This is a genomic window from Pseudonocardia abyssalis, assembly GCF_019263705.2.
In the GTDB taxonomy this organism is placed as follows: Bacteria; Actinomycetota; Actinomycetes; order Mycobacteriales; family Pseudonocardiaceae; genus Pseudonocardia; species Pseudonocardia abyssalis.
The window spans coordinates 5,929,003-5,953,142 of sequence record NZ_JADQDK010000001.1; the positions used below are offsets into that span (position 1 = coordinate 5,929,003).

General features: G+C 70.3%; 21 protein-coding genes. 17 read left to right on the top strand and 4 right to left on the bottom strand.

What is annotated here, in order from left to right; translation table 11 throughout:
* Positions 1-34: 34 nt before the first annotated feature.
* From I4I81_RS29245 to I4I81_RS29255, 3 genes are all read left to right on the top strand, one after another.
* Entirely contained in the window at positions 35-1,453 is a 1,419-nt protein-coding gene (locus I4I81_RS29245; RefSeq protein ID WP_218603834.1) for an APC family permease, read from the top strand.
* Between the two features lie 3 nt (positions 1,454-1,456).
* Positions 1,457-1,912 (top strand): universal stress protein, encoded by a 456-nt coding sequence (locus I4I81_RS29250; protein WP_218603833.1) that lies wholly within the window; start codon positions 1,457-1,459, stop codon positions 1,910-1,912.
* Positions 1,913-2,026: 114 nt separating this feature from the next.
* Positions 2,027-3,661, top strand: a complete 1,635-nt coding sequence (locus tag I4I81_RS29255; RefSeq protein ID WP_218603832.1) for an AMP-binding protein — start codon at positions 2,027-2,029, stop codon at positions 3,659-3,661.
* 310 nt (positions 3,662-3,971) lie between these two features.
* Here I4I81_RS29255 and I4I81_RS29260 read toward each other — a convergent pair whose 3' ends face one another.
* From I4I81_RS29260 to I4I81_RS29270, 3 genes are all read right to left on the bottom strand, one after another.
* Entirely contained in the window at positions 3,972-5,258 is a 1,287-nt protein-coding gene (locus tag I4I81_RS29260) for an IS256 family transposase (protein ID WP_218606451.1), read from the bottom strand.
* Between the two features lie 225 nt (positions 5,259-5,483).
* Positions 5,484-6,107, bottom strand: coding sequence for a TetR/AcrR family transcriptional regulator (locus I4I81_RS29265; RefSeq protein ID WP_218601620.1), 624 nt, complete (start codon positions 6,105-6,107; stop codon positions 5,484-5,486).
* Positions 6,108-6,245: 138 nt separating this feature from the next.
* On the bottom strand, positions 6,246-7,166 hold the full coding sequence (locus I4I81_RS29270; protein ID WP_218601621.1) for an ABC transporter ATP-binding protein: 921 nt from the start codon (positions 7,164-7,166) through the stop codon (positions 6,246-6,248).
* Between the two features lie 193 nt (positions 7,167-7,359).
* On the opposite strand from I4I81_RS29270, the gene I4I81_RS29275 reads away from it, so the two are divergent.
* The 4 genes from I4I81_RS29275 to I4I81_RS29290 all read left to right on the top strand — a co-directional run bounded on the left by I4I81_RS29275 (position 7,360) and on the right by I4I81_RS29290 (position 11,577).
* Positions 7,360-7,812 carry a universal stress protein gene (locus I4I81_RS29275; RefSeq protein ID WP_218601622.1) on the top strand — a complete coding sequence of 151 codons (453 nt, stop codon included), beginning with the start codon at positions 7,360-7,362 and terminating at the stop codon, positions 7,810-7,812.
* Positions 7,813-7,949: 137 nt separating this feature from the next.
* Positions 7,950-9,449 (top strand): aldehyde dehydrogenase family protein, encoded by a 1,500-nt coding sequence (locus I4I81_RS29280; protein WP_218601623.1) that lies wholly within the window; start codon positions 7,950-7,952, stop codon positions 9,447-9,449.
* A gap of 52 nt (positions 9,450-9,501) precedes the next feature.
* Complete coding sequence (locus tag I4I81_RS29285) at positions 9,502-9,912, top strand: SCP2 sterol-binding domain-containing protein (RefSeq protein ID WP_218601624.1); 411 nt, start codon at positions 9,502-9,504, stop codon at positions 9,910-9,912.
* A 33-nt stretch (positions 9,913-9,945) separates the two neighbouring features.
* The gene (locus I4I81_RS29290; RefSeq protein WP_218601625.1) at positions 9,946-11,577 is read left to right on the top strand and encodes a long-chain fatty acid--CoA ligase; all 1,632 of its coding nucleotides are present in this window, start codon (positions 9,946-9,948) and stop codon (positions 11,575-11,577) included.
* A 103-nt stretch (positions 11,578-11,680) separates the two neighbouring features.
* On the opposite strand, the gene I4I81_RS29295 is transcribed toward I4I81_RS29290, so the two are convergent.
* Positions 11,681-12,043 carry a hypothetical protein gene (locus I4I81_RS29295; protein WP_218601626.1) on the bottom strand — a complete coding sequence of 121 codons (363 nt, stop codon included), beginning with the start codon at positions 12,041-12,043 and terminating at the stop codon, positions 11,681-11,683.
* A 128-nt stretch (positions 12,044-12,171) separates the two neighbouring features.
* On the opposite strand from I4I81_RS29295, the gene I4I81_RS29300 reads away from it, so the two are divergent.
* From I4I81_RS29300 to I4I81_RS29345, 10 genes are all read left to right on the top strand, one after another.
* The gene (locus tag I4I81_RS29300) at positions 12,172-13,386 is read left to right on the top strand and encodes a sensor histidine kinase (RefSeq protein WP_218601627.1); all 1,215 of its coding nucleotides are present in this window, start codon (positions 12,172-12,174) and stop codon (positions 13,384-13,386) included.
* A 276-nt stretch (positions 13,387-13,662) separates the two neighbouring features.
* Entirely contained in the window at positions 13,663-14,457 is a 795-nt protein-coding gene (locus tag I4I81_RS29305) for an MlaE family ABC transporter permease (RefSeq protein ID WP_226363625.1), read from the top strand.
* Positions 14,458-14,470: 13 nt separating this feature from the next.
* The gene (locus I4I81_RS29310; RefSeq protein WP_218601628.1) at positions 14,471-15,334 is read left to right on the top strand and encodes an ABC transporter permease; all 864 of its coding nucleotides are present in this window, start codon (positions 14,471-14,473) and stop codon (positions 15,332-15,334) included.
* A 44-nt stretch (positions 15,335-15,378) separates the two neighbouring features.
* Positions 15,379-16,218 carry an ABC transporter ATP-binding protein gene (locus I4I81_RS29315; protein ID WP_218601629.1) on the top strand — a complete coding sequence of 280 codons (840 nt, stop codon included), beginning with the start codon at positions 15,379-15,381 and terminating at the stop codon, positions 16,216-16,218.
* A 1-nt stretch (position 16,219) separates the two neighbouring features.
* A complete protein-coding gene (locus I4I81_RS29320) occupies positions 16,220-17,452 on the top strand; it encodes an MlaD family protein (RefSeq protein WP_226363626.1) in 1,233 nt (410 codons plus the stop codon).
* Positions 17,449-18,819: an MlaD family protein gene (locus tag I4I81_RS29325; RefSeq protein WP_218601630.1), complete on the top strand. Its 1,371-nt coding sequence runs from the start codon at positions 17,449-17,451 to the stop codon at positions 18,817-18,819. The genes I4I81_RS29320 and I4I81_RS29325 overlap by 4 nt, the downstream gene beginning before the upstream one ends.
* Positions 18,816-20,114 (top strand): MlaD family protein, encoded by a 1,299-nt coding sequence (locus I4I81_RS29330; RefSeq protein ID WP_218601631.1) that lies wholly within the window; start codon positions 18,816-18,818, stop codon positions 20,112-20,114. Before I4I81_RS29325 ends, I4I81_RS29330 begins: the two co-directional genes overlap by 4 nt.
* Complete coding sequence (locus tag I4I81_RS29335) at positions 20,114-21,427, top strand: MlaD family protein (protein ID WP_218601632.1); 1,314 nt, start codon at positions 20,114-20,116, stop codon at positions 21,425-21,427. The genes I4I81_RS29330 and I4I81_RS29335 overlap by 1 nt, the downstream gene beginning before the upstream one ends.
* Positions 21,424-22,686 carry an MlaD family protein gene (locus I4I81_RS29340; protein WP_218601633.1) on the top strand — a complete coding sequence of 421 codons (1,263 nt, stop codon included), beginning with the start codon at positions 21,424-21,426 and terminating at the stop codon, positions 22,684-22,686. Before I4I81_RS29335 ends, I4I81_RS29340 begins: the two co-directional genes overlap by 4 nt.
* Positions 22,687-22,695: 9 nt before the next feature.
* Entirely contained in the window at positions 22,696-24,006 is a 1,311-nt protein-coding gene (locus I4I81_RS29345) for an MlaD family protein (RefSeq protein ID WP_218601634.1), read from the top strand.
* Positions 24,007-24,140 lie beyond the last annotated feature (134 nt).

Genomic DNA, 24,140 nt, shown 5'->3' on the forward strand with positions numbered 1-24,140 from the left:
CGTTCGAAACCTCGACGCCGTACGGTCCCCCCTCATGTCACATCCCGCAGCCGAGGAGACCTTCGGCCACAGCGAGCTCAAGCGGTCCATCACGGCCAAGCAGCTCTACTTCTACGTGGTCGGGGACGTGCTCGGATCGGGCATCTATGTTCTGATCGGCCTGGTCGCCGCAGCCGTCGGCGGCGCGTTCTGGATCGCGTTCCTGGCCGGCGTCACGGTGGCCACCGTCACCGGCCTCGCGTACGCCGAGCTGGTCACCAAGTACCCGCAGGCCGCGGGCGCCTCGCTCTACGTCAACAAGGCGTTCCGGTCGCCGATCCTGACGTTCTTCATCACGATCTGCATGCTGTCGGCCAACATGGCCGCCGTCGGGTCGCTGGCGTCGGGCTTCGTCCGGTACTTCGCCGGGGTCGTCGGGCTGCCCGAGGACGCGATCATCCCGACGCTGCTGATCGCGCTGGTGTTCGTCGCCGTCATCACGTTGATCAACCTGATCGGGATCAGCGAGTCGGTGGTGGTGAACGTGATCATGACGTTCATCGAGCTGAGCGGCCTGCTGATCATCATGGTCATCGGGCTCATCGCGCTGTTCACCGGCATCGGCGACCCGTCGGTGCTCACCCGGTTCAGCGCCGAGGGCAGCCCGGTGATCGCGGTGCTGGCCGGCGTCTCGCTCGCCTTCTTCGCCATGACCGGGTTCGAGAACGCGGCCAACGTGGCCGAGGAGACCATCGACCCGTCCCGGGCCTTCCCGCGGGCACTGATCGGCGGGATGCTCACCGCCGGTGTCGTCTACGTGCTGGTCTCCCTGGCCGCCGCGCTGGCCGTGCCGATCGACACCCTGGCCGGCAACACGCTGCTCGAGGTGATCCGCGCGGGGATCCTGCCCATCTCGGTGGGCGTCATGCTGGTCGTGTTCGGCCTCATCGCCATGATCGCGATCAGCAACACCGCCCTGGTCACGGTCGTCGCCCAGTCCCGGATCCTGTACGGGATGGCCCGCGAGGACGTGGTGCCGGGGGTCTTCGCCAAGGTCCACCCGACCCGCCGCAGCCCGTACGTCGCACTGCTGTTCGGTGCCGGGGTCGTCGGCCTGCTGCTGGCGATCGGCGCGGTGATCCAGCTGACCGGCTCCGACCTCGACATCGTCGACCGCCTCGCCACCATCACCGTGGTGTTCCTGCTGTTCATCTACGCGCTGGTCATCGTCGCCTGCCTCAGGCTGCGCGGGCAGGACGAGACGCCGCACACCTACCGTGCCAACACCCCGTTGCTGGTCCTCGGCATCGTCGGCAACCTGGCGGTGCTGGTCTACACCGTCGTCGACGACCCGGGCTCGCTGCTGTGGGTGGCCGGGCTGCTCGCCGTCGGCCTGGTCCTCTTCCTCGTCCAGCGCTACTCCGGCGGCAGGCGGACCCCCGCCGTCGCTCCCACGACCGACAAGGAACTCTGAGCCATGCACGTGATCGTCGCGACCGACGGGTCCCGGGCCTCATTGGTCGGGGCCGAGCAGTTCCAGTGGATCGCCGACTCCCGCGAGATCACCGACGTCACCGTGGTGGCGGTGGTGAGCCCCTACGCCGCGGTGCCGTTCGCCAACGAGCTCACCGACCGGCGCAACGCCGAGCCGACCGACTTCAGCTTCCAGGAGGAGGCCCAGGCCGCGGTCGACGTGGTGGCCGGCGTGTTCGACGGCTGGGGTCCGACGATCCACAAGCAGGTCCGCAGCGGCTCCCCGGCCTCGGAGATCGTGCGCGCCGCGGAGGAGGCCCGCGCCGACCTCATCTCGCTGGCCGCAGGCAGCCGCGGGCTCACGTCGACGATCCTGCTGGGCAGCACCGCCTCGAAGGTGCAGCACTCGGCGCCCTGCCCGGTGCTGGTGTGCCGGCCGAGGCGCCCGGCGGAGACGTGAGCCGACCCCGGCCCCGCGTGACGAGATCGGGTGACGGCTGTGCCGAGGCCCGGGCGGTGGGTACCGCAGTCCGAGGTGGAACGCGAGATCGACGAGAGACCGAGGTGGCCGACGATGACCGTGACTGACCGGGTCGAGGCCCTGATCGCCGAGTACGGGCGGGCGGACCTGTCGGTCGCGCACCTGGCCTGCGACCGGCACGACCCCGACGCGGTGGCGGTCACCGTCGTCGGTGACGACGAGGCGTCCGACCTGACCTACGGCGAGCTGCGGCGGCGCTCCGAGCGGGTCGCGGCGGGGCTGGCGGCACTCGGGGTCGGGCCCGGGACGCGGGTGGCGACGCTGCTGCCGAAGGGCGTCGAGCTCCCCGTCACGGTGATGGCGCTGTGGCGGCTCGGTGCGGTCCACGTGCCGCTGTTCACCGCGTTCGCCGCGCAGGGGATCGTCATGCGGCTGGAGGCGAGCGACGCGGCCGCGGTGGTCTGCCACGGCTCGCAGCGGGCGAAGCTCGACCCCGGTCCCGACGTCCCGGCCGACGCGCCCTGGCGGATCGTCACCGTCGGGGAGGGTGCGCGCCCGGGCGACGTCGGGTTCGACGACCTCGCGGCCGCGGACCCGACCGGCGCGGCACCCGCCGTCCAGGGCCCGGACGGCGCGTTCCTGCAGCTCTACACCTCGGGGACGACCGGCAGGCCGAAGGGCGTGGTCGTGCCGGCGCGGGCGCTGGCGTCGTTCGTGGCCTACCTGGAGTTCGGTCTCGACGTCCGAGACGGCGACGTCTACTGGAACGCCGCGGACCCCGGCTGGGCCTACGGGCTGTACTACGCGCTGTGCGCACCGCTCGCGGCCGGACGCCGCACGGTGCTGCTGGAGGCGAACTTCACCCCGGCGGTGTTCTGGCGGGTGTTGGCGCAGCAGCGGGTCACGAACGTGGCCGCGGCGCCGACGGTGTTCCGGGCCCTGCGTACCTCCGGGCTGCCGGTGCCCGACGGGCTGGTGCTGCGGGCGGCGTCGAGCGCGGGGGAGCCGCTGACCCCGGACGTCGTCGCGTGGGCGGAGGGCGCCCTGGGCGTCCCGGTGCTGGACCACTACGGACAGACCGAGCTGGGGATGGTCGCGATCAACGGCCACCACGCCGACGTGCGGGCCGAGGTCAAGGCGTCGTCGATGGGGCGGGCGATGCCGGGCTACGTGCTCGCCGTGCTCGAGCAGGACGGCGACGGGCCGGCGCCGGTGGGCGAGGTCGGCCGCGTCACGGTGGACACCGAGCGCAGCCCGCTGCTGTGGTTCACCGGCTACGAGGGTGCGCCGGAGAGGTCCGCGGAGCGGTTCACCGCCGACCGCAGCCACTACCTCAGCGGCGACAGCGGCTCGATGGACCCCGACGGGTACCTCTTCTTCACCGGCCGCGACGACGACGTGATCCTGATGGCGGGCTACCGGATCGGCCCGTTCGACATCGAGTCGGTGCTGGTCCTGCACCCCGACGTGGCCGAGTGCGCCGTGATCGGGGTGCCGGACGAGGTGCGCGGGGAGGTCGCGGAGGCGTTCGTCGTGCTGAACGGCCGCGCGGGCGACGACGAGCTGGCGACGGAGCTGCAGCAGTTGGTCCGCACCCGCTACGCCGCGCACGCCTACCCGCGCCGCGTCCACTTCGTCGAGCGACTGCCCAAGACGCCCAGCGGGAAGGTGCAGCGCTTCCTGCTGCGCCGCGGGAGAAGTGTGTCCGAGGACCGAGTTGGACCATAACCCCACCGTCTCGCACGCTGCTGACCTGCGGCTTTAGTGAACCCGCCGCTACCTGACTTCTTCGTCCCGAAGGAATGCTGACCGGAGCCCTGCCTGGTGTTCGTGCCGCTCAGCGCCTTGCCGACGTCCGGCGTCGTCCCACTACAGAGCCGGGTGGGTGTATTCGCGTAGTGGTGGCCCCTCAGCCGGGCTCTCACAGCGCGTGGGCCGGGCCGGTCGAGCTCCCCGACCCTTATCCGGGTCGTGATCCGTGAACAACGGCGAGGATGCGGTCGGCGAGCAATAGTCAAGACCTGTGGATGAAGATCTTTTAGGCGGCTGCTGGTTGGTGGTGGTCGTCGGGTCGTTCGACGAGCTTGCCGTTGACGAACAGGGCGCCTGCGCGGACGAGGGCGACCAGGTGCGGGCCGTTCACCGCGCGCCAGCGGTCCTGGGCGGCCTCGATGAGCTTGAACGCCATCGCCAGCCCGGCCGCCCGCGACCCGGGCCCGCGGGTGATCTTCGTGCGGTGCCGGACGGTGGCGAAGGTCGACTCGATCGGGTTGGTCGTGCGCAGGTGGATCCAGTGCTCGGCCGGGAAGTCGTAGACCGCCAACAACACCTCGACATCGTCGGTGATCTTTGCGACCGCCTTGGGGAACTTGGCCCCGTAGGCGGCCTCGAACGCCTTCACCGCGTCGAGGGCGTGGCGTCGGTCCTCGGCGTTCCAGATCTCCGCAAGCGCCTTCTTCGCCCCGGGATGCGCGCTCTTGGGTAGAGCACCCAGCACATTGGCGATCTTGTGGAACCAGCAGCGCTGCTCCCGTGTCGTGGGGAACACCTCGCGTAGCGCGCCCCAGAACCCCAGGGCGCCGTCGCCGACCGCGAGCACGGGGGCGCGCATCCCGCGCCGCGCGCAGTCACGCAGCAGGTCCGCCCAGGACTCGGTCGACTCCCGGTAGCCGTCGGCCAGGGCGACGAGTTCCTTGCGCCCGTCCGCGCGGACCCCGATCAGCACCAGCAGGCACAGCTTGTGCTCCTCCAAGCGGATGTTGACGTGGATCCCGTCGGCCCACAGGTAGACGTAGTCCGCGCCGGACAGGTCACGGGCGGCGAAGGTGCGCTGCTCGGCCTTCCAGGTCTCGGTCAGCTTCGTGATCACCGGCGCGGACAGCCCGGCGGTCGAGCCGAGGAACTGGCCCAGGGCGGGCACGAAGTCGCTGGTGGACAGGCCGTGCAGGTAGAGAAGCGGCAACACCTCGGTGATCTTCGGGGTCTTGCGGCACCACGGCGGCAGGATCGCCGAGGAGAACCGCCGACGCTCGCCCGTCTCGGGGTCGGTGCGCCGGTCGTTGACCCGCGGCACGACCACCTCGACCGCTCCGGCGCTGGTCAGGACCTCGCGGGGCTGGTGGGTGCCGTTGCGCACCACCAGCCGCCGGCCGTGCTCGTCGCGCTCGGCGGCGAATCGGGCGATGTAGTCGTCGACCTCGGCCTGCAAGGCTTCGGCCAGCATCCGGCGGGCGCCCTCGCGGACGAGCTCGTCGATCAGACCCGAACCGCCGCCTTCGCGGCGGGGGTCATCGGCGTCGGCAGCTCCAGGAACTACGGTGAGCACGGGTCGTACCCTTCCGACCGGCGTTGGCGCGCCGATCTTGCTTGATGGCCTCAAGATCACCGGAAGGGTACGGCCCCTCCAGGTCATCCACAGGTTTCAAGCATTGCTCCGGTCGGCCGGGCCCGCAGCGTGGAGGTCAGGGGTTACGCGGCCGTCGCGCTGCTCGTCGACGCCCAGCGGTCGACCGGGTAGATCGGCTTCGATGTCGAGGCGTTGGCCCAACTCTCATACGAGAGTACGGATCAGCAGCCGCTTCCAGCGCGCCAGCAACGGCTCTGTGGTCGGATCTCGGTCGTGCAGTGCGTAGGTGAGCCCCACGCCGCGCATGCTGGTGAAGACCAGGTCGCGCACCTCGGCGAAATCAGGGTGGCTCGACAGCACCGGTCCGTACATCGCGTCCACGACGGTCTCGATCGTGCCGAGCAGCCTGCTCTCGGCGTGGAAGAGTGCCATGCGGAGTTCCGGTTCGGTACGTGCTGCCGTCCACAACTCCATCGCTGCCCAGAAGTAGGGCTGGCGAAACGTCTCCCACAACAGGTCGGTGGCATGTTCGATGCGCTCGGCACCGCTGGCGCGTCCATGCGGAGAGCGGGCGATCCAGTCATCCATCTCCGTCAGACGCTCTCGTGCCAGATGCTGAGCGGCCGCGATCAACAACTCCTCACGGGAGGGGAAGTGGTGCAGCAAGCGACCGCGTGTTACACCGGCGCGGGCCTGGATCGTGACGGTGGTGGTACAGCGGTAGCCGTCGCTGACCAGGCCCTCGATCGCTGCGTCGAGGATGAGGGAACGGCTGTCGGCGGTGCGTTGTCCTTGGGTACGCGGCAGACGTCGTTCTGGTGCGGCCACGACGAGACGATAGCCGACGGTGTGCGAGAGACGGGTCGGGTGCGGAGCTGAGACCGCACGCCCTGACTTGGGCGAACCCCTAGTCCTGATCACGCTGCGTCGTAGATCCGCATCGCAGAGGGCCGGTTGGCGGACCGACTACGGACCGAGCGGTCCCCCCGCCGCGCGCATCGCGAGCACGACGGCGAGGACGGCGGCGAAAGCGATCAGCGCCATGATGACGAGTTGCGGGTCGAAGGTCAGCTCTCGGAATCGGCCTCCCGACCGTTCGATCTCCGGCATCGGCGGTCCCATCCAGTCCAGCACGTGGAACCTCCGGTCGAACTCCTCGGCGTCGTCGACCCCCGCCAGGAGTTCGCGGGTGGGGCCGTTCGCCACGATCCGCCCGTTCGCCAGGACCGCGAGCCGGCCGTCGAGGGCCTTCGCCAGGTCGATGTCGTGGGTGGTGATGAGCATCGTCGCGCCGCTGCGCCGTTGGCTGGTCAGGATGGCCTCGACGGTGCGCGCGGTGGTGGGGGCGTCCAGGCCGAGGTCGACATCGTCGAGGACGATGAGCGGCCTGTCTCCCACCATCGCGGCGCCCAGGGCGACCCGTCGCCGCATGCGGGCCGAGAGCTGTTCGGGTAGCTGGTCGGCAACCGTGTCGAGGCCCAGTGTCTGCAGCCACCAGACCGTGGTGGCGTAGATCGACTCCTCGTCCACGTTCCGCAGGTGCAGTGGCAGGGCGAGGTTCTCGCGCACCGTCTGCGACCCGAACACGGACGGCTCGAACAGGGTGGCCCCGCCCAGCAGCACCCCCATCTCCGCGCGCAGCGCCTTCAACGACTTCGGGTCGAGATCCCACACCGATCGTCCGCCGACCAGGACCCGCCCGGTGTCGGGGGGGACCAGGCCGACCAGATGACGGACCAGCGTGGTCTTGCCCCCTCCGGAGGGGCCCATCAGTACGGTGATCTGGCCGGCCGGTATCTCCGCCCGCAACCTCTGGTGGACGACCTCGCCACCGAGCGAGGTCGAGATGTTCTCGAACCGGATGTCGGGCGCTGCGCTGTCGGGCACGGGATGACCTCCGATGGCTCGCACAGCCGACCGGCCCGTACGGACGGACGGATGGGCGCATCCTGCCCTACCCCGAATGGCGCAGTCGACCGGTCCACGAACCCGAGTCTCGACTGTTCAGGCCTGTCGTGACGGCATGTAACCTCCGCGCACGGACGGTCACCAGACGGTCCGACGGATTCGGGAGGCACACATGTCCGCCTATCGGTCGATCGTCGTCGGCACGGACGGCTCCACCACCGCCCTGCGCGCGGTGCAGCGTGCGGCGCAGGTCGCGCGGGACGCGCAGGCCCGTCTGGTGATCGTGTCGGCCTACACGCCCGCGAGTCGCGAGGACGTCGACGTTGCCGAGGACGCTCTGGGCGACGAGTCGTTCCTCGTCCGCGGATCCACGCCGGCGGAGGAGAACCTGCGCGTCGCCGCGACCGCGGCGAAGGAGCTGGGTGTCGAGGAGATCTTCACCCAGGCGGTGGACGGTGCCCCCGTCGACGTCCTGCGCAAGGCGGTCCTCGACCATCGCGCAGACCTTCTGGTCGTGGGGAACCGCGGTCTGAACACCCTCACCGGTCGCGTCCTGGGATCGGTCCCGTCGGCCGCGGCCCGCACCGCCGGTGCGGACGTCCTCATCGTGCACACGACGAGCTGACGGTCCGCGGCAGAGCTGTCGACATCGGCCCGCCCGGGCCACCGATGGCCCGCGGCGCCCGTCCACGTCACCGTCCGTCTCGTGCACACTCCGTTGCGTTGTAGTCCCGGTCACAGTGCAGTGAGGAGAACCCGACGATGACTTCCGCGGTGTCCGAGGCGATCGACGGCGTCCGCGACGTCCTCTCCCGAGCGGGGGAGAGCATCGTCATCGGGGGCAAGCCGGCCCCGGCCTCCGACGGCCGCCTCATCGAGACCTGCGACCCGGCCACCGGGGAGGCCATCGCGTCCATCGCCGCGGGAAGCGCGGCCGACGTGGACCGCGCCGTCGCCGCGGCGACCCGGGCCATGGGCCCGTGGGGCGACCTCAGTGCCGCCGGTCGGGCCCGGGTGCTCTTCGACATCGCGTCGCTGATCGAGGCCCACGCCGAGGAGCTGGCAACCCTCGAGACGCTCGACAACGGCAAGCCGCTCACCGAGTCGATGTTCCTCGATGTGGGCATCGCCGCCGAGGTGTGGCGGTACTACGCGGGCTGGTGCACGAAGATCGGTGGGCAGACGCTGCCGGTGTCACCGCCGGTCGGCACCTCGTTCGCCTACACCCGCCGCGAGCCGCTCGGCGTCGTCGGGCTGATCGTGCCGTGGAACTTCCCGCTGCTCATCGCGTCCTGGAAGATGGCTCCCGCGCTGGCGGCCGGCAACACCGTGGTGCTCAAGCCCTCGGAGATGACCTCGCTCAGCGCGCTGAGGCTGGTGGAGCTGGCGAACGAGGCCGGTATTCCCCCCGGCGTGGTCAACCTGGTCACCGGTTACGGGCACGAGGCCGGGCAGGCCCTGATCGAGCACCGGGGCGTCGCGAAGATCTCCTTCACCGGCTCGACCGCGACCGGGCAGAAGATCGTCACAGCGAGTGCGGCGAGCCTCAAGAAGCTCACCCTCGAGCTGGGCGGCAAGTCCGCCAACATCGTGTTCCCGGATGCGGACCTGCAGGGCGCCGCCCAGGGCGCGCTCACCGGGATCTTCCTGAACCAGGGCCAGGTGTGCTGCGCCGGTTCACGGCTGTTCGTGCACCGCAGCGTGCATGACGAGTTGCTCGGTGAGCTCGAGTCCGCGGCGCGGGAGATCCAGCTCGGGCACGGTCTCGCCGACGGCACCGAGATGGGCCCGCTGATCTCACCCGCCCAGCGCGAGCGGGTGGAGGGCTACCTGCGGTCGGGTTCCGAGGAGGGCGCCACCCTCGTGTGCGGTGGACAGCGGCCCGACGGCGACCTCGCGAGCGGCAACTTCCTGACCCCCGCGATCTTCAGCGACGTCCGGGACGACATGCGGATCTCCCGGGAGGAGATCTTCGGCCCGGTCCTGACCGTGCTGCCCTTCGACGACGAGGCCGAGGTGGTCCGCCGGGCCAACGACAGCGAGTACGGCCTCGCCGCGGGCCTGTGGACCTCGGACGTCACCCGGGCCCACCGGGTCGCCCACCGGCTGCAGGCGGGCACGGTGTGGATCAACCAGTACAACATGCTCGACCCGGCAGCCCCGTTCGGCGGCTACAAGGCCTCGGGCTACGGCCGCGACCTCGGCGAGGAGTCGCTGCTCGGCTTCACCCAGACCAAGTCGGTGTGGGTCAGCCTCGACTGAGGCCGACCCATCCCGGCGCCGCACACCGTTCCACCACAGAAGGAGAAGACACATGGGCGTGTTCACCGACGAGTCCGAGGTCTACACCTACCTCGGCGGCATCTTCGAGCTGGCGACCAAGAAGGACGGGCTGTCCGACAAGCTCGCCGGGTCCGGGGTGGTCCTGCGGATCCACTACACCGATCCCGACGCAACCATCACGGTCGACATGCCGAACAAGGAGGTCGAGACCGGCGCCGGCAGCACCAAGGAGCCCAACGTCGAGCTGTTCATGACCGCCGACACCGGCAACAGGTTCTGGCTCGGCAAGGTCAACCTCTCGGTGGCGATGGCACGCGGCACGGTGCGTGCCAAGGGGCCGGTGCCGAAGCTGCTCAAGCTGATCCCCACGGCCAAGGAGCTCTTCCCGGAGTACGAGAAGATGCTCACCGAAGCCGGCCGTGACGATCTCGTCAACGCCTGACCGCCGCGTGCCCGTCGAGATTGGAGTGCCGCCGTGCTGAGCACGATGCAGAACAGCCCGCTCACCGTCGGATCGGTGCTGCGGCACGCGTCCACCGTGCACGGTGCCCGCGAGACGATCACCGCCGTCGCGCCGGGGTCGACCCGGCGGACCAGCTACGCCGAGCTCGGTGAGCGGGCGGCGCGGCTGGCGAACGCGCTGCGCGGGTTCGGTGTCACCGGCGACCAGCGAGTGGCCACGTTCCAGTGGAGCAACCAGGAGCATCTCGACGGGTACGCGGCCATCCCGTCGATGGGCGCGGTGCTGCACACCCTCAACCTGAGGCTGCCCCCGCACCAGCTGTCCTACATCGCCGACCACGCCGAGGACGGCGTGCTGATCGTCGACGACTCGCTGGCACCGCTGCTGGCCCGCGCTCTGCCCGACATGACGACGGTGCACACGGTCCTGGTCACCGGCGGCGGAGACCTCGCGCCGTTGGAGGGCCACGGCAAGCAGGTGCTGCGCTACGACGAGGTCCTCGCGGCGCAGTCCCCGGTGTTCGACTGGCCCGAGGTGGACGAGAACTCGGCTGCCGCGATGTGCTACACCTCGGGCACCACCGGCAACCCGAAGGGGGTCGTGTATAGCCACCGTTCCATGTGGCTGCACTCCCAGGCGGCCTGTACGGCGAACGCGTTGGGCGTCGGTTACGACGACACGATCCTGGCGATCGTCCCGATGTTCCACGCCAACGCCTGGGGCCTGCCCTATGCGGCCATGATGGCGGGTGCCCAACTGCTGCTGCCGGGCCCGTTCCTGCAGGCCGCACCGCTGGTGGCGATGATCGAGTCGGAGCGGCCCACGATGTCGGGTGCGGTGCCGACGATCTGGAACGACATCCTCAACCACGTCCGGGAGAACCCCGGGCACGATCTGAGCTCGCTGAAGTTCGTGGCCTGCGGTGGCTCCGCGGTGCCGCGCTCGCTGATGCAGGCCTTCGACGAGCTCGGGGTCCGGATGGTGCAGGCCTGGGGGATGACCGAGACCTCGCCGCTGGCCTCGGTCGCGCTCCCGCCCGCCACTGCGACCCCCGAGGAGGAGATGCACCTGCGCGGTACGCAGGGTCGTGTCGTCGCCGGGGTGGAGGCGCGCATCGTCGACGACGAGGGCACGCCGCTGCCGCACGACGGCAAGTCGGTGGGGGAGCTCGAGGTCCGCGGGCCCTGGGTCACCGCCTCCTACTACGGGGACGAGGACCCCGAGAAGTTCCATGAGGGCTGGCTGCGCACCGGCGACGTCGGGCTGATCGATCCGGCCCAGTTCATCACCCTGACCGACCGGGCCAAGGACGTGATCAAGTCCGGCGGCGAGTGGATCTCCTCGGTCGAACTGGAGAACGAGCTGATCGGCCACCCGGACGTCCTGTCGGCGGCGGTGATCGCGGTGCCGGACGAGAAGTGGCAGGAACGCCCACTGGCCGCGGTCGTGCGCCGCCCCGGGTCGTCCGTCACGCCCGGCGAGCTGAACGATTATCTCGCCGACAAGGTCGCGAAATGGTGGCTCCCGGAGCGATGGAGTTTCATCGACGAGGTGCCGCTGACCGGAACCGGGAAGTACGACAAGAAGGTGCTCCGTAAGCGTTACAGCGACGGGGAGCTTTCTGTGGAGAACGTATCCGGCTGATCTACAACCGGTTTCCGCCGTCACGATGGATGCCCCGGAGTCGATGAGGACTCCGGGGCAACATCGCATTTCGACGGTTTACTTTTCGCCGCGTCCGAACGGGTCAGCCAACCTCGTCGCGGCGCCGCCCGGCTACGTGTCCGGCGAGCGCTCCGACCACCAGGGCCGCTCCGGCCGCGGAGACGATCTGCGCGAAGTCGAGACCGGCCCCGGCGGGCGGAAACCAGAAGACGAGCGGGAGTACGAGCAGGAAGCTGCCGAGTGCTGCGCAGGCTCCGTGCACAGGGGCGAGTTCCGCATCGCCCACCTGGCTGCCCGCCGCGGCGAAGGCGACCACCGAGACCAGTAGCAGCCAGAACTGGCCCACCACCGGCAGGTAGGCCTGCGCGATTGGGGTCATCAGCCCGCCGAGGAGTAGGACCGTCAGACCCGTCGACGCCGCTCTGACGGCCGCTGCCACGTCCACGGGGACGGGGGCTGGACCTCGCGCCGACGCGCGGCCTGCTGAGTTGCTCATCACAAGAAGTCTACAGTGGGCGATCCCCAGTTCCCGCCGGGCCGGCCACCGGACGGCACCACGGTTCGGAGGAACAGATGGCTCCTCGCCACCCGGCCGACAAGCAGGCGCCACCCGACCCGGCCGTGAGCGTCGACCGTGTCGAGCTCGCCCGGCTGTTCCTGTCGGCGACCGAACCGACCGAGGTCCTCGACGCGGTGGCCCGGGCGGTGTGTGAGCGAACCGCGTTCCGACGGTCGGTGATCATGGCTGTCGACCCGGTCCGGGGGGTTGTGCATGGTCGTGCGGGCTTCGGCGTCGACCCCACGAAGGTCGTCGCCGCCGGCGGACCGGTGGGGGACTACCGGGTGATCTCGAAGCTCAGTGGTTCGGCTGTGCCCCTGGTGGTACCCACCTCCGACGTGGCCGACATGGTGCCCGGCCAGTGTCTGCGGCTCTTCGACGTGCACGGCCCGATCGCCGTCCAGCTGCTGCGCAGTGACCGGCTGGGGCTGCTCGGGGTCGTGTTCTGTGATCACGGTGCGACGTCGGGCTTCCGGCCGAGTGCGGCGGACCTCGCGACGCTCACCGAGCTGTCCGAGGTTGCTGCCCTGGCGTTCCAGCAGGCGCTGCTGCTCCGACGATCGGTCTCGTTGCAGGAGCTGCGCGAGCGGTCCCGGATCGCTGCCGCGCTGCACGACGGGGTCACCCAGCAGTTGTTCGCCGCCACTCTGGAGGTCGAGGAGCTTCGCGCCGGCGGGGCACTGGACGAGCAGGCGACCGTCGGTCTGGAGCGGCTGGCGGACCGTCTCGGTACCGCCCTGCAGCAACTGCGGGTGGCGTTGGTCGAGATCGCCAGCGGGGGAGTGCCCTACGACCGCGGGACGCAGGAAGGCGACCAGGCGGTGGCGTCCAGGATCCGCAGCGTGCTCGCCCGGGTCGGGGCCGGTGGCGGGCCGACCCCGGACCTGGACGTCACCGGCGAAGGGCCCGAGCCCGACGCCGTGTCGGCCGACCTGCTCGTCCGGGCGGTGCGGGAGGGCGCGGCGAACGCCGGGCACCACGGGCACGCCACCCAGATCGCGGTGCACCTGCGCCGGGGCGGATCGTGGTGGACCGTCGAGATCGACGATGACGGGTCGGGCGATGCCGTCGATGTTCGACGGGTTCTGAGCGGGCACGAGAACAACTCGTTCGGCCTGCCGAGCCTGGCGAAGGAATGCGCGCGGGTCGGCGGACGCATCTGGGTGAGTGACGCGCCGCGCCTACACGGCCTGCGACTGGGCGTTGCGGTTCCCTTGACCGCCCGCTGACGGCGGTCGACCGGTCGACCCCCCGATCGGGGGGACTTCTTCCCCCCCAGTTGTCGGCGTATCCCCCCCATTCCTCGCGCGTTACCCAGATAACGCGATCGTAAGCTGCATCACGCGGGCGATTTCATCGCACACGACTGACGGTTGCCACTGTCGACAGTTGCTGCCCCGGCGCCGCTCGATGTGAGCCGACTTCGATCGATCAGGAAGGAACCGACCGTGAGTTCGCCGACGACAGTCTCGATCCCCAAGGACTCGACCAGACGTCTACCCCGGGTGTCCAACCCGCTCAAGGGTCTTGAAGGACCGCTGGTCCAGGCCGGCGAGATGACCCGGCTCATGTTCCAGGTCCTCTGGATGGCGGTGCGCCACCCACTGGGCTACTGGTCCGACGTCCGGGACCAGATGTTCGACATCCTGAAGCTCTGCTGGATCCCGATGGCGGTGTCGACCACCGCCTTCGGGCTGGGTGCGCCGGGCCTGCAGGGCGGCAACCTCTTCGCCCTCTTCGGCATCCCCGAGCGGCTCGGTTCGTTCTTCGTCATGGCGAGTGTCCGGGAGTTCGCTCCCTGGGTGAACGCCATGGTCGTCGCCGGCGTGGTGGGTACGGCGATCACCGCCGACCTCGGCGCCCGGCGCATCCGCGAGGAGATCGACGCCATGGAGGTCCTCGGCGTCGACCCCATCCGGACCCTCGTGCTCCCTCGGGTCGTCGCGCTGTTCATCATGACCGGCCTGCTCGACCTGGTGGCCATCATGTTCGGCCTGCTCGGCGGCTACATCGCGGCGGTGCCCATCCTCGGTGCCAACCCGGCTGCCTTCGCCGACAGTCTCTTCGCGAACCTCTCCGCCACCGACGTGTGGGGCAGCGTGGTCAAGACCGCGTTGTTCGGCCTGATCATCGGGGTCGTCTGCTGCTACAAGGGCCTCAAGGCGAGCGGTGGCCCGATCGGTGTCGGCAGCGCGGTCAACCAGGCGGTCGTCATCGCGTTCGCGGCGATCTGGATCTTCAACATGGTGTTCACGACGATCCTGCTCGGTCTGAACCCCGACATCCAGGTCTACAAGTAGAGGAGCGCGTGACATGACCAGCACGATGGATCGTCCCGGTCCCGCGGGCCCGCCTCCCGGACCTCCGAAGAAGCTCGGACCGAAGATCACCTTCGGTGAGCAGAAGGTCAAGGAGGCCTTCACCACCGGCGGCGAGATCGCCAAGTTCTCCACGCGGATCATCCGGGACCTGCCCGACGTCCGGCACTACGCGTCCGAGGTCTTCCGGCAGTCCGGCGTCCTCATCCTCTCCAGTGGCCTGATCATCTGGCTGATGATGTTCGTCATCGGCTACCAGTGCGGCCTGGAGGCTAACTACACCCTCAAGCAGATCGGCGCACCGCTCTACTCGGGCATCTTCTCCGCCTGGTGCGCCATCCGTGAGATGGGCCCCTACATGTGGGGCTACATCCTGGCGGCGAAGGTCGGATGCGGGCTGGTCGCCGAGCTCGGCTCGATGCGGATCTCCGACGAGATCGACGCCATGGAGGTCATGGGGGTCCGCTCGCGAAGCTACCTCGTGGGCACCCGCATCATCGCCACCTGGATCGCGATGCCGTTCCTCTACGTCGTCGGCCTCGGCATCATGTACATCGCCGAGTACCTGACCGTCGTCATCCAGCTCGGCGGCGTCTCGGCGGGCGGCTACTCCTTCATCTTCTGGCTCTACCAGAACCCACTCGACTTCGTCTACTCGCTCTCGAAAGTCATGGCGATGGGCACGGTCATCATCTTCGTCGGCTGCTACTACGGCTACAACGCCAGCGGTGGCCCGGTCGGCGTGGGACGAAACACCGCGAAGTCGATGATGCTCAACATGGTCCTGATCCACGTCGTCGGCGTTCTCGGCACCCAGCTGTTCTGGGGTCTCGCCGCCAACGCGCCGATCGCCAACTAGTCCACCACGTCGGGGCGACGCCGCCCCATCCCCGGAGGTCTCCGATGTCCCCGAGAGCCGAACCAGTCGGTGCCCATCCTCCAGCAGGCCTTCACGGGCAACGTGGACGGGACGTCGGCAGTGCCGCCGGACCGCCTCCCATGTCGGTGCGCAACCTGCACAAGGCCTTCGGGTCGTTCAAGATCCTCAGGGGGCTCGACCTGGAGTTCCAGGACAACGCGATCACGACGATCCTCGGGCCGTCCGGTACCGGCAAGAGCGTCCTCATCAAGCACCTGGTCGGGCTCCTGGAGCCCGACCAGGGCGAGGTGGTGATCTTCGGCCAGGACATGTGGCGGATCACCGAACGTGAACGTTACGAGCTGCGCAAGCGGTTCGGGGTCCTGTTCCAGGACGGCGCCCTGTTCGGCTCCATGAACGTCTACGACAACACGGCCTTCCCGCTGCGCAAGCACACTGACATGTCCGAGGGCGACATCCGCGAGATCGTGATGTCGAACCTCGTGGAGGTGGGCCTGGAGGCGGCCGTCGGGAAGTTCCCCAGCGAGGTCTCGGGTGGCATGCGCAAGCGCGCCGGGTTCGCCCGCGCACTGGTCATGAACCCCGACATCGTGCTCTTCGACGAGCCGGACTCCGGCCTCGACCCGGTCCGCACCAGCCTGCTCTGCGACCTGATCCTCAAGATCCACGCGGAGCACGGCGGCTGCTACATGATCGTCACCCACGACATCAGATCGGCCAGGAAGGTCAGCGACTACGTCGGCCTGATCTGGCAGGGCAACGTCGTGCACTACGGCGACGCCGCGGGGGCTTTCGGATCCGACGACCCGTTCGTCCGCCAGTTCCTCGCGGGCGAGTCCGCCGGACCCCTGGGGATGGACTGACGTGCAACGCATACTGACCGCGGTGGTGGTTGCAGTACTGGTCCTGGCCACCACCGCAGCCGGCGTCATGTCCTTCAGCGGCCCGTACCGGGTCACCGTCGTGCTCGACAACGCGGCCAACCTCATCGAGGGCACCCTGATCAAGGTCAACGGTTTCGACGCCGGCCAGATCGAGGATCTGGAAGTGGTCGACGGCCGGGCCCAGTTGACGCTCGTCCTCGACCGAGAGTTCGCGCCGCTGCACGACGGCGCCACCGCGAGCGTGGTCTGGAAGGCCCTGCTCGGCGAGCGGCTCGTCAACCTGACCGACGGGCCCGCCGACAACGCGGAGATCCCCTCGGGCGGGATGCTGACTGGGGACCAGCCCTCCCCGGTCGAGCTCGACACCGTGCTCGCCGCGCTCGACCCGCCGACCCGGGAGAAGCTCAACTCGTTGACCCGCAACCTGGACGAGACGCTGGCGGGCAGCGAGGGCGACCTCAACGCCACGCTGAAGACCGCGGGCCCGGCGATCGGCGCACTGGGTGACGTGCTGCGCGGCCTCGGCACCGACGGGGAGGCCGTGCGCCAGCTGGTCACCCGGCTCAACGAGACGATGACGATCCTGGCCCGCCGCGACGGTGACGTGTCGCGCGTGGTCGACCAGCTCGGCGGGGCCGTCGACCAGATCGTCGCGCAGCGTGAGGCACTCGGCGGCACCCTCCGGGAGCTGCCCCCCACACTCCGGCAGGCCCGTACCACGCTCGACAGCGTGCCCGGCACGGTCGAGGAGGTGACCCCACTGCTCGAGGCGCTCGAACCGGCGACCGCGCGGCTGCCGGGCGTCGCCGCCGACCTGCGCCCGCTGCTCAGCGATCTCCGCCCGGCCATCGCCGACCTGCGGCCCACCCTCGACTCCGCGTCGGAGCTGCTGCAGTTCACCCCCGGGCTGCTCGACAGCGGTACCGCGACGGTTCCGGCAATCGAGGAGACCGTCGCCGGGATCACCCCGGCGCTGGCCTTCCTGCGGCCGTACACACCCGAGCTGGCGGGCTTCCTGACCAACTGGAACTCGGCGAACGCCAACTTCGACCGCAACGGTCACTACGCCCGCATCTACGTCACTGCGGGCGCGGAGAACGTCAACGTGAACCCGGGCGTCCTGCCCCCGGGCACGACGAAGAACCTGGCGCCGCTGCCCGGTGAGCTGGTCGACCAGCCCTGGACGGACGCCTTCGGAGAGGGAATGCGATGAAGCTCTCGACGCCCCGCGCGCTCGCGGTGGGACTCGTCGCCGCGATCGGGGCCACCGGCGCGATGAGCGGCCTGGCCGCGGAGAACCCATCGGCGCAGGGCATGGTCGTGGTGGCCGAGTTCGACTCGGCCGGCCCGCTGCTGACGCGCAACGAGGTCAAGGTCGACGGTGTCGTCGTCGGTGAGGTTGGCGACATCGTCGTCGACGGCGACCACGCCGACGTCCTCCTCGACCTCGATCCCTCGGCACTGCCCCTCTACCAGGATGCGACGGCCACCATCCGGCCCATCAGCCTCCTCGGTGAGCGCTACGTGGACATCGAACGCGGCACGCCCGGCACGGCCACGATGGCCACCGGCGGTACGATCCCGCGGGACCGGACCGGTACCAACGTGGACCTCGACGAGATCCTCAACACCGTCGACGAGCCGACCGGCGAGTCGCTGGCGTTCCTGGTCACCACGCTCGGCGACGGGCTGCGCGACAACGGCGGCAACGTCGACGCCGCGCTGAAGGCATTGGCCCCGGCGCTGCGCGACACGGAGGGCCTGACGGCCGTCCTGGAGGACCAGAACGTCCTGCTCGGGTCGCTGGTCGACCGGGTCGAGCCGGTGGCCGGTGCGCTGGCCACCGACGGCGGCGCGTCGCTCGACCGGCTGGTGGCGTCCGCCGATCGGCTGCTGGCGGCGAGCAGCCGCCAGCAGGAGGCACTCGACCAGACCCTGGCCGAGCTGCCCGGTGCGCTGCGCTCCGCGCGGACCACGCTGGGCGAGCTCGCCGGCACCGCCCAGGAGACGACCCCGACGCTGCGCACGCTGCGGCCGGTCACGGAGGACCTCTCGGAGATCTCCGGCGAGCTGCGGACCTTCGCCGACTCGCTCGACCCCGCCCTGGCCCAGGCCGAGCCGGTGCTCCAGGAGGCGCGCAAACTCCTGGAGGAGGCGCAGCCGGTGGCGGCCGACCTGCGCACGGCCTCACCCGACCTGCGCACGGCGTCGGCCGACGCCCGCCCGCTCGTCGAAGACCTCACCGCCAACCTCGACAACGTGCTGAACTTCGTCCGGTACTGGGCGCTGACCACCAACGGCTACGACGGGCTGTCGCACTACTTCCGGGCCCACATCATCGTCAACCAGGACTCGGCGACGAACTTCCTGCCCCAGGCCGTGCCCGTTCCCCCGCTGTTCGGCACTCCGCCGCTGATCGGTGGCGAGCAGCCCGGCAGCGACGTCCCCGGCACACCCACCAGCCCCCCGGTCGGCGGCTCGTTGCTGCAGGCGCCCGGCCCCGACGACGACGGTGCCACCGGACTGACCCCCGAACAGGAGAGCGGCATGCTCGGTTCGCTGCTGGGAGGCGGCTCGTGAGGCTCCTCCAGAAGGCCTTCAACTCCCGCTCCTCGGCCCTGTTCATCGGCATCACGGTCGTGGTCCTGTTCGTCGCCTCCGTCGTGTTCGCCTTCCAGGCGCAGTACGGCATCCCCGGCGCGACCGTGACGATGGTCCGAGCCTCCTTCGACGACGTCGGCGCACTGCGCCGTGGTGACGACGTCCGGATCGCCAGTGCCCGCGTCGGCACCGTCGACGCCATCGAGTACTCCGAGGCACAGGGCGCGGTCGCCGTGCTCAAGCTCGACGGGGACCGCCCGATCTACCGCAACTCCAGCGCGGCGACGGCGTCGGTCGGCGCCCGCTCGGCGTTGGGCCAGAAGTTCGTCGACCTCGACCCCGGCAGCGAGGACGCCGGCCTGCTCGGCGAGGACGAGGTCATCCAGAAGCGGATCACCCGCGGCGCGCAGGAGGTCAGCGACCTGTTCAACGTGTTCGACCAGCCGACCCGCACCGCGCTGGGATCGACGCTGCGTGAGCTCGGCGGCGGGCTCGCCGGCCGGTCCGAGGACCTGGCGGACGCGTTCCGGACCTCCCCGGAACTGCTTCCCGACCTGGGCACGGTGTCCCGGTCCCTGAGCGCCGGTGACGGCGCCGACCTGGTCGGCCTGCTGCAGTCGGCCGACACCCTCGCCGGCCGCTTCGAGGGCCGGGAACAGGAGATCGCCTCCCTCATGACGAGCCTCAGCAACACTCTCGACGCGGTGGCGGTGGACGACACCGGGCCGTTCGAGCAGACCCTCGAGCGGGCCCCGGGCACCCTGCGGGACGTGCGGTCCGCCCTGGACACGCTCAACGGCCCGCTCGCCGACACACGGGTGGCGGTCACCGAGCTGCGCCCGGGCGCGGAGGCCCTCGGGCGGGCCACCCCGGACGTCCGGGGCGTGCTGCGCGAGGGCGTGGGGCCGCTCGACCGGGTGCCGGGCGTCGCCGACGTCGCCGAGCCCGCGGTGGTGGACCTGACCGAGCTGATGGCCGACGCGCGGCCGCTGACCCCCAGGCTCGTGCAGACGCTGCGGGAGGCCGCGCCGCTGCTGGCCGACGCCGCGCCGTTCTCCCCGGAGATCTCGCAGTTCTTCACCAACGCGACGAGCGCGCTCAGCAACGGTGACGCGGCGGGACACTGGCTGCGCTTCTTCCCGATCGTCTCGGCGGAGTCGGCGTCCGGGGTGCTGCCGGTCGAGGATCCGACGGTCGCCCGAAACGGTGACCCGGAGCCCGGCGAGCTCGAGACCGACCGCCAGCCGCTGCCGCTGCTGGGGGGGCGCAACTGATGGCCACCCCTACGTTCCGTCAACGCAAGCCGCTGTCACCGGTCGGCATCGGCATCCTGGTCACGATCGTCCTGCTGCTGCTGGGGGTGGCGCTGTTCAGCAAGGCGCAGATCCTCACCTGGCTCAGCCCCGGGGACACGATCCGGGCGAATTTCAGTCAGGACTACCGGATGCGCGCCTACCAGACGCCGGTCAAGATCGCCGGTGTCCCGGTTGGCGTCGTCACCGGAGTCGAGCGCGCGGACGACGGCTCCGCCCTGGTCGAGATGAAGCTCGACCCGGGTGAGAAGGACAAGCTCGGCTCCGCGCCGAGCGCGGCGATCCGCGCCACGACCCTGCTCGGCGGCAGCTACTACCTGGAACTCGAACCCGGCGGCGACCGGGGCGAGGTGCAGGACGACATCCCGGTCGACCGCGCCTCGGTGCCGGTCGAGCTGGACCGGGTGGCGGCGGCGCTGCAGCCGGACGCTCTCCTCGGGCTGCAGCGCAGCACCGGCCACCTCGACGACACCCTGTCCCGAGGTGGGTCCGAGGCCCTGCAGGATCTGGCGCGGACCGCCCCGGGCACCCTCGGGCCGGCCGGCGGTGTGCTGCAGGCCGCGCGTGGCACCCGGCCGGAGGTCGATCTGACCGAGCTGGTCCAGGGACTGGAGTCCGCGTCGCGCGCGCTGTCGGAGAACAACGGCCAGCTCGACGACGTCGTCACCGGACTCGACTCGCTCTCCGGCGTGCTCGACCGGCGCGGCGGTGACATCGCCGCGTCGCTGCGCAACGCACCCGAGACACTGCGCATCGCCAACACCGGCCTGCACAACCTCGACGGGACCCTCGCCGAGCTGCGGGACACCGCGGGACCGGCGCTGCCGGTCGTCGAGGAGCTCGACGAACTGCTCGACACGGCCGAGCCCGTCCTGGAGGAGGCCCGACCGGTGGTCGCCGACCTGCGCGGTCTGCTCGTCGACGCTCGCCCGCTGGTCGACGACCTCGTCCCGGCCACCCAGGGCCTCACCACCGTGCTGGACAACCTGGAGGGCCCGGTCCTCGACCGGGTGAACGGACCGGTGCTCGACACCATCAACTCCGGGTTCGACGGGACCGGTCCCTACGAGGGCGGTGGCGGTGACAACCCGTTCTACACCGAGCTGGCCTACATGGTCACCAACCTCGACAGCGTCTCGGCTCTCACCGACGAGAACGGTGCGGTCATCGGGTTCAACCCGGGCGTCAACGGCGGCAGCGTCGCGGGGCTGCCCGGGGTCAGCGTCGAGCAGCTGTTCGCCAACCTCGCCCAGTTCCAGGAGATCCAGCGATGAGCGCCACGACCCACAAACAGGGTTGGCTGCCCCGCATGTGGGCCCACGCCCGCAGCGAGCCGGGCCTGTTCCGCAACATCGTGGTCATGGCCGCGCTGATCGTGCTCGGCCTCGGGGTGGGTGGCTACATCCTGAGTCAGCAACGGTTCAACCCGCCGTGGGAGAACGTGCTGATCTTCGAGGCCACCTTCGACGCCACACCGGCGATCAGCCCCGGCAACGGGCAGGAGGTGCGGATCGCCGGCGTGGCGGTCGGCGACATCCGCGAGGCGCGGGTCTCCGACGAGGGCGACGCGGTGCTCACCCTCGCGGTGGCGGCCGAGTACCCGGTCTACGACAACGCCCGGGTCGTGTTGCGGCCCAAGAGCCCGCTCAACGAGATGTACGTCGAGGTCAGCCCGGGAGGCCCGCCCGGCATCCCGCTGGAGGACGGTGCGGTACTGCCCGTGGGGCAGTCCTCGGAGCCCATCCAGATCGACGAGGTGACGGGTTACCTGGACGAGAACGCCCGCTACGCCCTGACCAGCCTGCTGTCGGAGTCCGACACGGCGCTGGCCAACGCGCCCGCGACGCTGCCCGATGGGCTGCGGGGCGCGGACGCGGTGCTCACCGACCTGCAGCCGGTCGTGGCCGAGCTGGACGTGCGGCGGGACAAGATCGCCCGACTGGTGACTGCGCTGAGCCGGATCTCCTCCGCGCTGGGCCGCGACGACGAGCGGATCTCGCGGCTGGCTGCCAGCCTGCAGACGACCTTGACCACCGTGGCCGGGCAGAGCCAGCCGTTGGACGACGCGCTCGCCCAGCTGCCGGACCTCGACGCCCAGCTGCGTGCGGCCACGCAGGGCGTCACGGAGCTGGCCGGTGAGCTCGACCCCGCGCTGGTCAACCTCCGGGAGGCCACTGACGTGCTGCCGGGGGCGCTCTCCCGCACGAACGACTCCGTCCAGCGGCTGGACACGACCCTGGACACGCTCACCCCGGTGATCGCCGCGGCGCGCCCGGTGGTCGGTGACCTGCGGCCCGTGGTCGGCGACCTGAACGCCAGCCTCGACGACCTGGTGCCGATCTCCGAGCGGCTCGAACCGGTCACCGCGGGCCTCGTCCCGTACCTGACCGACCTGCAGGCATTCGTCTACAACACGAACTCCGTGACCAGCCTGCGCGACGCCAACCGGGGGATCCTGCGCGGCCTGCTGCAGGTGACACCGACCTCGCTCCCGCTTCCGCTCCAGGGTCTCGCGACCCCGACCCCTCGATAGGTGCCGGACATGCGCATACCACTGTTCCTGGTGCCGATCCTGCGGACCCTCGTGGTCCTGGCGTTCGTCGGCCTGTCGGCAGCCATCTTCGGATTCCTCTGGCTCAACTCCGGTGGCACCATCCCGCTCATCTCGCAGGCCGGCTACCGCGTGACGCTGGCGATGGACGACGTGGACAACCTGGTGCCGCAGTCCGATGTGCGGCAGGCCGGTGTCGTGGTCGGCCGGGTGCAGGACGTGCAGGTGGAGGGAGGCTCCGCGGTCGTCACCCTGGATCTAGACAAGGACGCCGGGCCGCTGCACGAGGGCGTCACGGTGACGATCCGCAACAAGACACTGGTGGAGGAGACCTACGCCGACATCGACGACGGCTCCGGCGCGGAGATCGCCACCGAAGCGATCCTGCCGCGCAGCGCCGCCCGGTCGAGCGTCCAGCTCGACGACGTGCTGACCAGCCTCGACCAGCCCACCCGGGACGCTCTGGGCAGCACCATCCGGTCCGCGGCGCTGGTCACCGACGGGTCCCGCGAGGACATCGCCGACGCCGTGGCCGGGCTCGGTGCGCTGGGTCGCGAGGGCGGCAGCGCCCTCGACGCGCTGGCCGCCCAGTCGGAGGACCTCGTGGAGGTCACCGGCAACACGACCGCCCTGTTGCGGGCGCTCGACACCGGCCAGGGCCGGATCACCGACCTGGTCCGCGACGCGGACCGGATCACCCAGGTGGTCACCGACAACCGGACCGATCTGGAGGCCGTGCTGCGTGAGCTGCCGGGCGTGCTGGACACCGCGCGGGACGCCAGCGGAAGCCTGAAGACGCTCGCCGGCTCGCTCGCCCCGGTGGCGGCGAACCTGGAGGCCGCCGCGCCCGACCTGTCCGCCGCGCTGCGCGAACTGCCCGAGACGTCGGCGGACCTCAGGGGCCTCCTGCCGTCGCTCGACACCACTCTCGAACGCGCGCCGGACACCCTGACGCGGGTGGGCGGCTTCACCGACGTGACCCGGGACCTCGTCCCGACGTTGCAGGTCAACCTGTCGGACCTGAACCCGGCGCTGGCCTACCTGCGCCCCTACGGCAAGGACACCGCGCTGTGGTTCGCAGGCCTGTCCCAGACCCTCGGAGTCTCGGCTGACGGGAACGGGACGGCGCTGCGCGCCTTCGTCGTCGTCAACGAGAAATCGGTGAACCAGCCGCTAAACACCCAGTTCGGCCCGCTGGAGAAGTACAACCCGTACCCCGAGGCGGGCGACAACTCCGACCCACGCCGGTCCTTCGACGGCGAGTACCCGCGGGTCGAGCGGGATCCAGTCCCCGAGAACTGAGGGGAAGGAGCCCACTGGCGGTGACCCGGCCCCCGGGTCACCGCCATCACGTGATGAGGATGATGGTGCGATGACGGTGACGAGGCCGGCAGGGTGACGGGCCCACGCGAGCAGGAATTCGGGGACGGCCCGCC